Source organism: Leisingera sp. ANG49 (genome assembly GCF_059694505.1).
Map to the genome: position 1 here is coordinate 181,648 of NZ_JCATZN010000005.1, position 13,164 is coordinate 194,811.

Annotated in this window: 11 protein-coding genes; 7 read left to right on the forward strand and 4 right to left on the reverse strand. The window is 65.2% G+C overall.

Annotation, left to right across the window (positions count from 1 at the left end):
* The first annotated feature begins 95 nt into the window (after window positions 1–95).
* A complete protein-coding gene (gene pepT / locus AC58NV_RS17730; RefSeq protein ID WP_497228299.1) occupies window positions 96–1,337 on the forward strand; it encodes a peptidase T in 1,242 nt (413 codons plus the stop codon).
* 109 nt (window positions 1,338–1,446) lie between these two features.
* Window positions 1,447–1,944: a DUF4177 domain-containing protein gene (locus tag AC58NV_RS17735; protein ID WP_497228300.1), complete on the forward strand. Its 498-nt coding sequence runs from the start codon at window positions 1,447–1,449 to the stop codon at window positions 1,942–1,944.
* Between the two features lie 37 nt (window positions 1,945–1,981).
* Here the strand turns inward: AC58NV_RS17735 and AC58NV_RS17740 are convergent, their stop codons facing one another.
* Window positions 1,982–2,236 carry a BolA family protein gene (locus AC58NV_RS17740; RefSeq protein WP_039179310.1) on the reverse strand — a complete coding sequence of 85 codons (255 nt, stop codon included), beginning with the start codon at window positions 2,234–2,236 and terminating at the stop codon, window positions 1,982–1,984.
* Between the two features lie 105 nt (window positions 2,237–2,341).
* Between AC58NV_RS17740 and AC58NV_RS17745 the strand changes: the two genes are divergently transcribed.
* Window positions 2,342–2,965 (forward strand): DnaJ domain-containing protein, encoded by a 624-nt coding sequence (locus AC58NV_RS17745; RefSeq protein ID WP_497228301.1) that lies wholly within the window; start codon window positions 2,342–2,344, stop codon window positions 2,963–2,965.
* A 411-nt stretch (window positions 2,966–3,376) separates the two neighbouring features.
* Entirely contained in the window at window positions 3,377–4,357 is a 981-nt protein-coding gene (gene cobS / locus AC58NV_RS17750) for a cobaltochelatase subunit CobS (protein WP_366661476.1), read from the forward strand.
* A 77-nt stretch (window positions 4,358–4,434) separates the two neighbouring features.
* On the opposite strand, the gene AC58NV_RS17755 is transcribed toward cobS, so the two are convergent.
* Window positions 4,435–5,874, reverse strand: a complete 1,440-nt coding sequence (locus tag AC58NV_RS17755) for a hypothetical protein (protein ID WP_497228302.1) — start codon at window positions 5,872–5,874, stop codon at window positions 4,435–4,437.
* Window positions 5,875–6,433: 559 nt separating this feature from the next.
* On the opposite strand from AC58NV_RS17755, the gene cobT reads away from it, so the two are divergent.
* The 3 genes from cobT (at window position 6,434) to AC58NV_RS17770 (ending at window position 10,884) form a co-directional block, all read left to right on the forward strand.
* Window positions 6,434–8,305 carry a cobaltochelatase subunit CobT gene (gene cobT, locus AC58NV_RS17760; protein WP_497228303.1) on the forward strand — a complete coding sequence of 624 codons (1,872 nt, stop codon included), beginning with the start codon at window positions 6,434–6,436 and terminating at the stop codon, window positions 8,303–8,305.
* A 372-nt stretch (window positions 8,306–8,677) separates the two neighbouring features.
* Entirely contained in the window at window positions 8,678–10,468 is a 1,791-nt protein-coding gene (locus AC58NV_RS17765; RefSeq protein ID WP_497228304.1) for an aminopeptidase P family protein, read from the forward strand.
* A gap of 74 nt (window positions 10,469–10,542) precedes the next feature.
* The gene (locus AC58NV_RS17770) at window positions 10,543–10,884 is read left to right on the forward strand and encodes a DUF427 domain-containing protein (RefSeq protein ID WP_497228305.1); all 342 of its coding nucleotides are present in this window, start codon (window positions 10,543–10,545) and stop codon (window positions 10,882–10,884) included.
* A gap of 189 nt (window positions 10,885–11,073) precedes the next feature.
* On the opposite strand, the gene AC58NV_RS17775 is transcribed toward AC58NV_RS17770, so the two are convergent.
* Window positions 11,074–11,265: a hypothetical protein gene (locus AC58NV_RS17775; RefSeq protein ID WP_174147387.1), complete on the reverse strand. Its 192-nt coding sequence runs from the start codon at window positions 11,263–11,265 to the stop codon at window positions 11,074–11,076.
* A gap of 195 nt (window positions 11,266–11,460) precedes the next feature.
* The gene (locus AC58NV_RS17780; protein WP_497228306.1) at window positions 11,461–13,143 is read right to left on the reverse strand and encodes a chloride channel protein; all 1,683 of its coding nucleotides are present in this window, start codon (window positions 13,141–13,143) and stop codon (window positions 11,461–11,463) included.
* Window positions 13,144–13,164: the final 21 nt, after the last annotated feature.

The following is a 13,164-nucleotide window of genomic DNA, read 5'->3' on the forward strand; positions in this document are numbered from 1 at the left end:
CCGGGCGGTGCCTTTTCCCGCCGCTGCAGCGGAATTCCCCGCCTTGACCTTCGCCGAGCCAGCGGCTTTGCTCCTGCCAAAATCCCGGAGGTTTCATGCAGCCCAATTTCGATCAGGAACTCGAGGACCGTCTGGTCCGCTATGCTGCCATCGACAGCCAGAGCGACGAGACCTCAGCGACGACGCCCAGCACCGCAATCCAGTTCGATATGCTGAACCTGCTGGTGGCGGAGCTGCAGGAGATCGGCGCCGAGGACGTGACCCTCACCGATTACGGCGTGGTGCTGGCGACCGTTCCCGCCACCGCACCCGGGCCGGCCATCGGCCTGCTGGCTCACATCGATACCGCGCCGCAATTCAACGCCGCCGGCGTCAAGCCGCGGGTGATCAAGGGATATGACGGCGGTGATATCACCTATCCGGACAACCCGGACCTGGTGCTGTCGCCGCAGAAATCGCCCTATCTGGCCTCCAAGCAGGGTGATGACCTGATCACCGCCTCCGGCCTGACCCTGCTGGGCGCTGACGACAAGGCGGGCGTTGCCATCGTCATGACCCTGGCCCGGCACCTGCTGGCAAACCCGGAGATCAGACACCCGAAGGTCCGCCTCGCCTTCACCCCGGACGAGGAAATCGGCCGCGGCGTCGGCGCAGAGCTGCCCAAGGACCTGGGCGTCGACTTCGCCTATACGCTGGACGGCGGCGAGGCGGGCGAGATCGTCTATGAGAGCTTCTCTGCCGACCGCGCGGTGGTGACGGTTAAGGGTGTGTCGATCCACCCCGGCTGGGCCAAGGAGAAAATGGTCAACGCCGCCCATCTGGCGGCGAAGATCGTGCAGACCCTGCCGCAGGCCAAGATGACGCCGGAAACAACCGAGGGGCGCGAGGGGTTCCTCCATATCACCGACATGAACGGCGGCTCCTCGGAGATGGAGATCAAGCTGATCCTGCGCGACTTTGAACTCGACGGTCTGGCCGCCAAGGGCGATTTGCTGCGGAAAGTCTGCGAGGCAGTGCAGGTCTCGGAACCGCGGGCGGAGATCGCCTGCGAAATCTTCCCGCAATACCGCAACATGCGCTACTGGCTGGAAAACGACATGACCCCGGTGGAGCTGGCGCTTGCGGCCTGCAAGGCGCATGGGATCGAGCCCATCTCCGCCCCGATCCGCGGCGGCACCGACGGCTCGCGGCTGACCGAGTTCGGGGTGCCGACACCCAATATCTTCACCGGCATGCAGAACGTGCACGGGCCGCTGGAGTGGATTTCGGTGCAGGACATGGCCAAAGCCACGGAGGTCTGCCTGACTTTGGTGCAGAAAGCGGCGGAAAAAGGCTGAACCGGAAGGCGGCCCCGGAAAACGGCCGCCTGCCGCACACGGGCTTGTTGCCGCGTCTTGACCGTTCCCCCTATTCCGCTAAACCTGCGGCCTGAGACAGGAGACGTTCATGCACGCATTTGAATACAAGGTTGTTCCCGCCCCGGCCAAGGGCACCAAGGCCAAAGGGGTGAAGACACCGGAGGCGCGCTTTGCCAATTCGATCGAGATCCTGCTGAACGAGATGGCCGCCGAAGGCTGGGAGTTCCAGCGCGCCGAGCTGCTGCCGAGCGAAGAGCGCTCCGGCATGATGGGCTCTGCCACCAACTGGCGCAACGTGATGGTGTTCCGCCGTGCGCTTGCGGCGGAGGAAAAGCCCGCCAAGGCGCCGGAAACAGGCCGCAAGGAGCCCGCCGCGCCGTCGGTGGAATTCCGTCACAGCGAACCGGAAACACCGCGGCTGACCGCGGCCGCAGGCGACCCGGAGGCGCCGCCGGAAGCGGAACAGGTGCCCGGCCCCGGCGCGGCCAAGATGCAGGCCGATGACGGGGTCGAGGAGCTGAGCCCGGTCTCCGGCATGACCGCCGCGCTGAAAGCGCGGGCCGGGATCAAGGACGGCGATAAGTAAGCCAGCGGGTGGCGGGCATACTGCCCGCCGCTGCGCCTCAGGCGCCGATATCCAGCGCCAGCGCGTGAATGCGCGGCACGATGCCGCCCAGCGCCTTGTGCACTGCGCGGTGCTGCTGCACCCGGTTCATGCCCTGAAAGGCGCCGGCCCGGATCATCACCGCGAAATGGCTCTCGCCGGAGCCGTCATCGCCCGCGTGGCCCGCGTGTTTGTGGCTTTCGTTGACCACCTCCAGCGCGGTTGGCTCAAACGCCGCCTGCAGTGCCGCTTCCATTTCCTGCTTCACGCTCATTTTCCGCTCATCCCCATCTTTTTTGCCTGCGCCCCCTTCAATCTGGCGCCCCTTAGACTAAACTGCTGCCTCCGAGTCGAACAGATGCGTCTAGAAGGTGCGCCCATGTCCAAATCCGATCCCTTTGGCTTCGATATGTCCGTCCGCTCCGCCAAGAAGAAGAACCCGCGCGGGCGGCGCGCAGCCACGGGCGCGTCCGAAACGTCCCAGCGCGTCTGCGACAAGGACGGCTGCCAGGAAGCCGGCAAGTTCCGCGCGCCGAAAGCGCCGGACGTGCTGGATGACTTCTACTGGTTCTGCCAGGAGCACGTGCGCGAGTACAACAACCAGTGGAACTTCTTCGAAGGCACCACCGAGGCGGAGCTGAACGCGCAGCGCTCCAAGGACAAGGTCTGGGAGCGCGAGACCAAGCCGCTGGGCGACCCGGAGGCGCGCGCCTGGGCGCGGCTGGGCATCGAGGACCCGCATCAGGTGCTGGGCGCCAACGCCACCCAGAACCCGGGCCGCGCCGCCAAGGCGGGCCGCCGCCTGCCGCCCACCGAGCGCCGCGCCATCGAGATCCTGGAGGCCAAGGACGACTGGTCCAAGGCCGACATCCGCAAGGCCTACAAGAAGCTGATCAAGGTGCTGCACCCCGACATGAACGGCGGCGACCGCAGCCAGGAGGAACAGCTGCAGGAGGTCCGCTGGGCCTGGGACCAGATCAAGGACAGCCGCAGTTTCAAGTGAGCCAAGCGCAGATTTCCGGAAACCGGGGCGGCAGCGGCCGCCCTTTTTTCTTTGCGGCATCAGAGGTTGCGATGGGCGGTCTTTTGCCGAAAGTTTATGATAGACATTTTATTTCTTTGACGCGTGCGGTCCCGACCGGTTACGCAAGGACATGCCGGACGCAGCTGTCCCCCCAAAAGCTCATTAAAATCCGGCAAAACGCGCCCCCTGCTGCCCGGCTGGGGGCGCTTTGACGCTGATGCGGCAGCAATTTTCCGGTCTGCCTGCGCCGTTCGGCCTGTCCAGTTCCGCACCAATCGCCGTCTCAGCTGGTTTGCCGCGACGGTTTCACTTGCCCTTGGCCGCCAGATCAGGCACCAATCCCGCGAATTGGCCCCTGACGGCAGGGAAGAGGGATAAGGACCGACTGCGATGACCGACGGATTTGTGGATATGAATGCGAAACCGACCGAGACGATTTCGGTGCGCGATGTGTTCGGGATCGACACCGACATGACGGTCAAGGGCTTTGCCGAGGGCTCCGAGCGGGTGCCGGCCATGGACCACACCTACAAGTTCGACCCGGAAACCACGCTGGCGATCCTGGCCGGCTTCAGCCACAACCGCCGTGTGATGATCCAGGGCTACCACGGCACCGGCAAATCGACCCACATCGAACAGGTCGCGGCGCGCCTGAACTGGCCCTCCGTGCGGGTGAACCTGGACAGCCACATCTCCCGGATCGACCTGATCGGCAAGGACGCGATCAAGCTGCGCGACGGCAAGCAGGTGACCGAATTCCACGAGGGCATCCTGCCCTGGGCGCTGCGCAACCCGGTTGCCATCGTGTTCGACGAATACGACGCGGGCCGCGCCGACGTGATGTTCGTGATCCAGCGGGTGCTGGAGCATGACGGCAAGCTGACCCTGCTGGACCAGAACGAGATCATCACCCCGAACCCGTTCTTCCGGCTGTTTGCCACCGCCAACACCGTCGGCCTGGGTGATACCACCGGCCTCTATCACGGCACCCAGCAGATCAACCAGGCGCAGATGGACCGCTGGTCGCTGGTCTCGACCCTGAACTACCTGAGCCATGACGCCGAAAGCGCCATCATCCTGTCCAAGGCGCCGCATTACAACACCGCCGAGGGCCGCAAGAAGATCTCCCAGATGGTGACCGTTGCCGACCTCACCCGCACCGCCTTCATGAACGGCGACCTGTCGACCGTGATGTCGCCCCGGACGGTGATCAACTGGGCCCAGAACGCCGAGATCTTCCGCAATGTGGGTTATGCCTTCCGCCTGTCGTTCCTGAACAAATGCGACGAGCTGGAGCGCCAGACCGTGGCCGAGTTCTACCAGCGCTGCTTTGACGAGGAGCTGCCGGAGAGCGCCGCCAACGTCGCCTGAGGCGGCAAGCCGATTGAACGGGAAGGCCCGCGCGATGCGCGGGCCTTCTTTGTTTGCTCTGTGCCGGATCCTCCGGATCAGGCTTTCGAGGCCGGGAATACCGGCTGCACGCCCAGCACCCAGCCGCGCGAGTCCACCACCGTGCCTGCCACCATGCTGGCAGGCGGGGTCAGGGTGATCTTCACTGTCGAGGACGAGGAATCCGTCGTCACGCTGTGCGAGTAGCTTCCCTCCTTGCCGCCGCCCAGCGGGATGCCGAAGAAGGAAATCCCGACGCTAGCGCTTTGCTGGAAGGTCTTCTCGATCTGCTGGTAGCTCGAGCTCTTCACCACGATCTCGATCGACGGGTAGTTGGAAATCGCCGCCCCCGCCAGGTAGCCGAACGGGCCGCTGTCGCCCCAATCGCTCACCGGCGGCTGGGACACGAACTTGAAAGCGGACACATCCTTGGCCGGATAGCCGTTCTTGATCGCCTCGTTCACCGGATCCATCCAGAACCAGTACTTGGTCTGGCCTGCCTGGCTGAAGGCGGGCGGGCCATAGTTCACCAGATTGACCCCGGTGAAGGTCATGTTCACCGTTGTTTCATTGCTGGTGGTGGCAATGTCAGAAGAGAAGTAACTACTGCTGCCTCCCACGTCCAAGGTCAGGAAATCAAACACCGGCACCGAGAATCCGCCGCCGCCGGAAATCGACACCTGGAACTCATCCGAGGTGGTGCGCTTCACATCCATGCTCAGCTCGATTTTGTTGCCGGCGTTCTTCAGCGCGTTCTCGATATCGGCGACCGGCGTATTGACCGCATAGGCCGGCTGCATGGACCCGTCGTTCAGGGTGAGGCCGCCATTGGTTTCGCTGGGCTGCTGAATCGCCTGGATCGCCCGCTTCAGATAGGCGTTGTTCATGGTGATCTGGTTCTGCAGCGGCACCGCGGCCCCCAGCGCGTTGATCCAGTTCATGAACACCGGCACCACCGGGCCGCCCGAGGCCGGCACCTTGTTCAGCAGCTGATCAAGATTGATCGAATTCTGCAGCGCGGTCAGCGTGGTGGGCGGATCCGCCCATTCGGTTGTGACGATTTCGGCAATGCCGTCGATCGGCTGCTTGCCCGGCGGCAGCGCGCCCATCTGGGATTGCCAGGTGTTCAGCACCGCGGCCTGCTGCTGGGTTGCATTTGCCGCCGCTGCGTTCAGTTTCGCCTGATCGCCGCTGCTCAGCGACCAGCCGATCTTGGAGGCGGTGTTCAGATACTGGTTGGTGAAGTCCGTGCCCGGATCGAACTGGTACGGCACCGTGCTTGAGCGCAGGTTGCTCTTGATCCAGATGTAGGTCTGACTGTTGAACTTCAGTGTGGAAGGGTCCTGCCAGACATAGGGCATGTTGCCAAGGCTGGTCACTGCAAACCCTTGCAGCTTGGACGATCCCAGCGCCGAGGACAGGATCGTGTTGGCCTGATCCTTCAGATAGTCGATGATCTGATTGGCAGGTGTGACTTCGTTAAAATTGCTTCCGTCCATTCGGCACTTCCTTTTTGCTAGAGATTTTCTTCTGCTTCGAATGACCGCTCAGCCGGGAACGGGGATGCCGGTTTCCCGCGGCAATCCCCCGGCCATGAGCGCAATTTCAGGTTGCACAAATATTCCGCACGCCAACTGCAGGAGTAAACAGGTTTTGGCTAAAATGCGGGCAACCTCTCCTCAGGCCTCAACTCAACCGCCTGCAATCCAATCAAGAATTCAGCAGAACGCTTGCCCGCCAAGCCACATCAAATCTCCGCAAATGGCGGCAGCTTCAGGAATTCCCTGCACAGCGGCACAATCCTGGATTGATTCCCTGCCTTAAGCCGGGCCTTCGTCTGGCCTGCATTCCGCAGGAACCGGCGCTGCGCCCGCCCTTCCAAGCCTGTTCCGCCGCGGAGCCGCACAGGGGCCTTCATGAGCCGCCGGCGTCCCGCCGCCGCCCCGGACGGGCGGTTTTCGGCCCCTGGCCGCACCGGGATTCACACCTGGACCTATGGCCAAGCTGTTGAATAGATTCTAGGTTGCGCTGAAACCTTGAGATGCGGACCAGAAGCAGATGAAAAAGCCGAACGACAACCCCGCCGACCCGTTCAAGAAGGCGCTGGCCGAAGCCACCAAGGTGATGGCTGACGATCCGGAGCTTTCGGTCAGCTACACGGTTGATCCCTCGGGCCTGTCCGGAGACTCCATGCGGCTGCCGCAGGTCTCCCGCCGGATGACGCGGGAGGAGGTGCTGCTGGCCCGCGGCACGGCGGATGCGCTGGCGCTGCGCCACAAGTTCCACGACGACGCCACCCACGCCAAATATGTGCCGCAGGGCGAAATGGCCCGCGATCTCTATGAGGCGATGGAAACCGCCCGCTGCGAGGCGATGGGCGCGCGGCATATGCCCGGCACCGCCTCGAACATCGACGTCAAGATCCGCAACGAGTCGATCCGCCGCGGCTATGACCAGATGAAATCCTCCTCCGAGGCGCCGCTGGCGGCGGCCGCGGGCTACCTGATCCGCCACCTGGCCACCGGGCGCGAGCTGCCCGAGGGCGCGGGCAACATCATGGAGCTGTGGCGCGGCTTCATCGAATCCCAGGCCGGCGGCACGCTGGAGAACCTGGACGAGACCATTGCCGACCAGGCTGCATTCGCCAAGCTGGCGCGGCAGGTGATCTCCGACCTCGGTTATGGCGACCAGCTGGGCGATGACCCGGATGAACTGGACGACGAGGCCAACGACGAGGCCGAGGACAACGCCGAGGAGCAGCAGGACCCGGACAGCACCGGCCAGGACGATAGCGAGGAGGAGCAGGCCGACGCATCCCCCGAGCAGAGCCAGGAGCAGGACGAAAGCCAGGCCCAGGTCTCGATGGACGAGATGGCCGATGATGATCTGGCGGAGGACACCGAGATGCCTGATGGCGAGGCGCCGCTGGAGCCGCCTGCCCCGCCGCCGGTCTCTGACGCCGACCCGGACTACAAGGTGTTCCTGGATGCCCATGACGAGGAAATCAACGCCGAGGAGCTGGCCGAGCCGGCCGAGCTGGAGCGCCTGCGCGCCTATCTTGACCAGCAGCTGGAGCCGCTGAAGGGCGCGGTCTCGCGGCTGGCGAACAAATTGCAGCGCCGCCTGCAGGCGCAGCAGAACCGCAGCTGGGAGTTCGACCGCGAGGAAGGTATCCTGGATGCCGGCCGCCTAGCGCGGGTCGTGGCCAACCCGACCACGCCCTTGTCGTTCAAGGTCGAAAAGGACACCGAGTTCCGCGACACCGTGGTGACGCTGCTGCTCGACAACTCCGGCTCGATGCGCGGCCGCCCGATCTCCATCGCGGCGATCTGTGCCGATGTTCTGGCCCGCACCCTGGAGCGCTGCAACGTGAAGGTCGAGGTTCTCGGCTTCACCACCCGCGCCTGGAAAGGCGGCATGGCGCGCGAGGCCTGGCTGAACGAGGGCCGCCAGCAGCAGCCCGGGCGCCTGAACGATCTGCGCCACATCATCTACAAGGCCGCCGACGCCCCGATGCGCCGCACCCGTGCCAACCTGGGCCTGATGATGAAAGAGGGCCTGCTGAAGGAGAACATTGACGGCGAGGCGCTGGAATGGGCGCACCGCCGCATGGTGGCGCGGCGCGAGGCCCGCAAGATCCTGATGGTGATCTCCGACGGCGCGCCGGTGGATGATTCGACGCTGTCGGTGAACCCGGCGAATTACCTGGAGAAACACCTGCGCGACGTGATTGCGATGGTGGAAAAGCGCAAGCAGGTGGAATTGCTGGCGATCGGCATCGGCCATGATGTGACCCGCTATTACGAGCGCGCGGTGACGATCACGGATGTGGAGCAGCTGGCCGGCGCCATGACCGAACAGCTGGCCGCCCTGTTCGACAGCGACCCGCGCGCCCGCGCCCGCGTCATGGGCATCAAGCGGGCGAGCTGATCCCGCACCGGAAACGGCCAGGGCGCACTCCCGCGCCTTTGGCCTGCATCTGCAGATGCCGCCCTCTGCCTTGGGCATGGCCGCGCGCTGACGCGCGCGGCGGCGCCGGGTGCCGGAGGCATCCGGCGCTTGGCCCCACGGGCCGCGGGGCATCTTGGATGCGCCAAGGCCGGGCGGGAGCGCGCCCCGGATTAAGCGTCTCCTGTTCGTTCCGTCAGGTCCCGGCAAATCTCTCCGCCGCCGCCCTTGCCAGCAGCAGGGCGATTTGGGACAAGAAGAGGCGCGCGGCTGCTCAGCCCCGCGCCTTTTCTTTGCCGCGGCCCTTAGGGTTTCCCCTGCTGCCGCCCCGCCTTTTTCGCAGGAGAGACGCCGATGTATCAGACCTTCGATGTGACCGCCCGCCCGGACCAGGGGCCGCCCCGTCTGGCTGCCCTGCGCAAGGAACTGGCGGCGGAAGGTCTCGATGGATTCCTGGTGCCGCGCGCCGACGCGCATCAGGGCGAATACGTGGCACCGCATGACGAGCGCCTTTCCTGGCTCACCGGCTTCACCGGCTCGGCCGGGTTCTGCGCAGTGCTGCAGGACATTGCGGGCGTCTTCATCGACGGCCGCTACCGCACCCAGGTGAAACGTCAGGTGGCGGCGGACTATACGCCGGTGCCCTGGCCCGATGTGCAACTGGCGGACTGGCTGAAGGAACAGCTGCCCAATGGCGGAAAGGTTGGGTTCGACCCTTGGCTGCATGCCGCGGGGCAGATCACCTCGCTGGAAAAGGAGCTGAAGGGCAGCGGCATCACCCTGGCGCAATGCGACAACCTTGTGGACCGGATCTGGGATGACCAGCCCGCCCCGCCGATGCAGCCGGTTGCGGCGCACCCGCTGGACTACGCGGGCGAAAGCGCGGCGGAAAAATGCGCACAGCTGGCCAAGGGCCTGCGCGAGGCGGGCCAGGCCGCGGCGGTCATCACCCTGCCCGACAGCATCATGTGGCTGCTGAACATCCGCGGCAGCGACGTGGCCCGCAACCCGGTGGCGCATGGCTTTGCTATCCTGCACGATGACGCGCGGGTGGACCTGTTCATGGCGGCGGAGAAGCTGGCAGGGCTGGAGGGCCACTTTGACAGCTCCGTCACCGTGCACGCGCCCGAACACTTTCTCAAGGCGGCCGGGGCGCTCAACGGCTCCGTTGCAGCGGACTCCGGCACCGTTCCGCAGATCGTGGCCGATGCGCTTGGCGAACGGCTAGTGCCCGCAGGCGACCCCTGCGCCCTGCCCAAGGCGCGCAAGAACGCCGCCGAGATCGCGGGCAGCGCCGCCGCCCATCTGCGCGATGGTGCCGCCATCGTGGAGATGTTGGCCTGGCTGGATGCGCAGGCCCCCGGCACCATCAGCGAGATCGACGTGGTGAAGAAGCTGGAAGCGCTGCGCAGCGAAGATCCGGCCCTGCGCGATATCAGCTTTGAAACCATCGCTGGCACCGGCGAGAACGGCGCCGTCATGCACTACCGCGTGACCGAGGAAACCGACACCCGGCTGGAGGACGGCCACCTGCTGGTGATGGACAGCGGCGGCCAGTATCTGGACGGCACCACCGACATCACCCGCACCATCGCCATCGGCACCCCCGGAGACGAGGAGCGCGCCGCCTTCACCCGCGTGCTGCAGGGCATGATCGCCATGTCCCGCCTGCGCTGGCCCAAGGGGCTGGCGGGCCGCGACATCGAATGCATCGGCCGGATGCCTCTGTGGCTGGTGGGGCAGGATTTCAACCACGGCCTCGGCCACGGCGTCGGCGCTTACCTCAGCGTTCATGAAGGCCCGCAGCGGCTGGCCCGCACCAGCCATGTGCCGCTGGAGCCCGGGATGATCCTGTCGAATGAGCCCGGATACTACCGGGAGGGCGCCTTCGGCATCCGGATCGAGAACCTTCTGGTTGTTGAGACCGCCCCGGCCCTTGACACCAGCGACCCGGAGCGCGACATGCTGTGCTGGCGCACGCTCACCTTTGCCCCGGTTGACCGGCGGCTGGTGAATGCCTCCATGCTGACAGCAGATGAGACAGACTGGCTCGACAGCTATCACCAGGAGGTTCTGGCAAAAATCGGCCCGCTGCTCAGCCCCGCCGCAAAGGCGTGGCTTGATGCCGCAACCGCCCCCTTGTGACACTGCGGTGTTACATAGGCTGCTACATAGACTGAAGCAAAGACGACAAGACCGAAGAGAATGGGAAAACACGCATGACCACTATCCGTATCCGCAAGGCCGAAGGCACCTGGACCGTCCGCTCCGGCGGCGCCGTATTGGGGGAGACCACCAATGCACTGGAGCTGTCGGAGGGCGATCTGGATCCGGTCATCTATTTCCCGCGCGAAGACATCGCGATGGCGTTCCTGGACCGCACCAGCAAGACCACCCATTGCCCGCACAAGGGCGACGCCAGCTACTTCTCGATCGCCAACAAGTCCTCGGTAACGGAAAACGCCGCCTGGAGCTATGAGGATCCCAAGGCAGAGGTGGCGGAGATCAAGGGCCACCTGGCCTTTGTGCTGAGCGACTCCGTCAAGGTGGAGCAGGTCTGAGCCGGCCCGCCCGGCTCCGGTGCCGCCCCTGCGGCGCAGCCCCGGGCGCCCCGCCACAGGGCGGACAGTTTGAAACATCCCGCACCGGCGCCCTGGCGCCGGTGTTTTTTTGCGCCGCCGCGCAGAACGGCAGCGGCCGTCTGCCGCTGCAGACAGCGCCCGCTTATCGTTGGAAAAGGCCTGGGAGCGTCAGGTCAGAACAGCCCGGCTGAGGTTCTGTCTGGCTTGCTCCAGAGAGTCGCCCGCGCCGAGAATATCCGTTTCCCGCGCGCACTGAATCGCGTAGTTGATCACCGCTTCCAGTGCCGCCCGCTCGTTTTCCCGCTCTTCCGCCTTGTGTTTCGCACCAGCCTCTTGCGGGCCAGTTTCGAAGTTTCGCATTTTGTTGCCTGCCGATGTGAGTGTTTTTGCGGTATTCTCACGTAATGTTCAGGCAGACTTTGATGCAGAGCAATGCACAGATTAATTAATCCTTAACCTGTATCCGAAATCGCACATATCCGGGGAGCAACGGGGAAAGTTTCCCCTAAACCGGCACGGGTTTGCGCGGACAGAATCGCAACTTTTCCGCCCGCCCTACCGGTGCTCCTCCGCCGCGGTGGCAGCCAGGGCGCGGTTGTAGGCCTTCAGCGCATCCACGTGATACAGCGCGCCGATGACTTCCGCCGTGCCGCCCTCCCCCATCACCACCGGCAGGTAGGGGGCATCGGCGCGGTCGAACACCGGCATCGCCGCCTCCAGCGAGGCGGAGGCGCGGACGCACAGGCCTTCCTCCACCAGCACCTGGCAGTCCTCCAGGCTGGCACAGCGGCTGTCGCCCATCGGGCGCATCACCGCGCCCGCCCGGATCAGCGCCAGCAAATAGGCCTGCGGCCCGGCGGCGCAATGGATGTCGCGCCGCTCCAGCTGGGTCAGGAAGAAGGAGCGGTCCACCATGCGCGACGCCAGCGCGGTGGACATGGAGACCGACACCATCACCGCCAGGCCGATCTGCCAGTCGCCGGTCAGCTCGAACACAATGAGCGTGGTGGAGATCGGCGCCCCCAGAACTGCGGCAGCCACCGCCCCCATGCCGGCAAAGGCGTAAAGCGTGTGGGTGCCCGACACATCCGGCAGCACCGAGGTGGCAATCAGCCCGAAGGCCAGCCCGGTCAGCGCCCCGATCATCAGCGACGGCGAAAACACCCCGCCGCCCATGCGCCCGCCCATGGTGATCGCCACGGCGGCGGTCTTGACCACGGTGAAGATCACCGCCTGCCCCAGCAGCAGCCCGCCAGTGAGCGCCAGCACGGTGGTTTCATAGCCGACGCCGATGATATGCGGAAACCAGACGGCAATCACGCCCAGCATGACGCCCGACACGGCGGGGCGCAGCCAGCGCGGCAGATGCAGCCTCTCCTGCACCGTATTCCCCACCTTCTCTGCAAAGAAGATCGCCCGCATCTGCGCCACCGCCACCAGGCCGCAGATCAGGCCGAGGATCAGGAAGGCGGGCAGCTCCACATAGAACTGCAGCGCGCCCGGCGTGTTCAGGGTGAATTCGGTCACGTCGCCGTATTCCAGCCGGTTGATCACCGTGCCCGCCACCGAGGCCACCACGATCGGCGCAAAGGCATTGACCGAGAAATGCCGCAGCACCACCTCCATCGCAAACAGCGCGCCCGCAATCGGCGCGTTGAAGCTGGCCGAGACCCCGGCGGCCACCGCGCAGCCCAGCAGGTCGCGCCCGGTGATGCCGTCGGCATTGATCCGGTTGCTGACCCAGGTGGAGATCACCCCGGCCAGATGCACCACCGGCCCTTCCCGCCCGGTGGAGCCGCCGGTCGAGAGCGTGATGAAGGACGCCAGCGCCGAGGCGAGGCCCTCCTTGTGCTCGACCCGGCCGTCATGCAGCGCCGCGCCTTCGATCACGTCGGCGACCGAGCGCACCCGCGCATCCGGGGTGAACCGGTCGAGGATCAGCCCCACCACCAGCCCGCCGCCAGCCGCAATGCTGACCAGCACATACCACGGCAGGTCCTGTGCATAGGAATGCAGGTAATCGACATCCGGCGCGCCATAGACCCAGGCCTGCAGCGCCGCGATACCCTTGCGGAAGAACAGCGCCGCAAACCCCGCCGCGATGCCGATCAGCAGCGCGATCAGCCAGAACTGGAACTGGCTGGGGCCGCGGTGACGCAGCACCCGCCAGATGTCCTTCAGGCCGGCCAGCCATTGCAGGAAAATTGCGGAAAGGGATCTGCGGATTTCTTCTACCATAACCTGTCAGCGGATCTTTTT

Bases quoted from the DNA above. Each gene is read 5' to 3' on its own strand.
- pepT (WP_497228299.1), top strand. From the start codon at position 96: ATGCAGCCCAATTTCGATCAGGAACTCGAGGACCGTCTGGTCCGCTAT.
- AC58NV_RS17735 (WP_497228300.1), top strand. From the start codon at position 1,447: ATGCACGCATTTGAATACAAGGTTGTTCCCGCCCCGGCCAAGGGCACC.
- AC58NV_RS17740 (WP_039179310.1), bottom strand. From the start codon at position 2,236: ATGAGCGTGAAGCAGGAAATGGAAGCGGCACTGCAGGCGGCGTTTGAG.
- AC58NV_RS17745 (WP_497228301.1), top strand. From the start codon at position 2,342: ATGTCCAAATCCGATCCCTTTGGCTTCGATATGTCCGTCCGCTCCGCC.
- cobS (WP_366661476.1), top strand. From the start codon at position 3,377: ATGACCGACGGATTTGTGGATATGAATGCGAAACCGACCGAGACGATT.
- AC58NV_RS17755 (WP_497228302.1), bottom strand. From the start codon at position 5,874: ATGGACGGAAGCAATTTTAACGAAGTCACACCTGCCAATCAGATCATC.
- cobT (WP_497228303.1), top strand. From the start codon at position 6,434: ATGAAAAAGCCGAACGACAACCCCGCCGACCCGTTCAAGAAGGCGCTG.
- AC58NV_RS17765 (WP_497228304.1), top strand. From the start codon at position 8,678: ATGTATCAGACCTTCGATGTGACCGCCCGCCCGGACCAGGGGCCGCCC.
- AC58NV_RS17770 (WP_497228305.1), top strand. From the start codon at position 10,543: ATGACCACTATCCGTATCCGCAAGGCCGAAGGCACCTGGACCGTCCGC.
- AC58NV_RS17775 (WP_174147387.1), bottom strand. From the start codon at position 11,265: ATGCGAAACTTCGAAACTGGCCCGCAAGAGGCTGGTGCGAAACACAAG.
- AC58NV_RS17780 (WP_497228306.1), bottom strand. From the start codon at position 13,143: ATGGTAGAAGAAATCCGCAGATCCCTTTCCGCAATTTTCCTGCAATGG.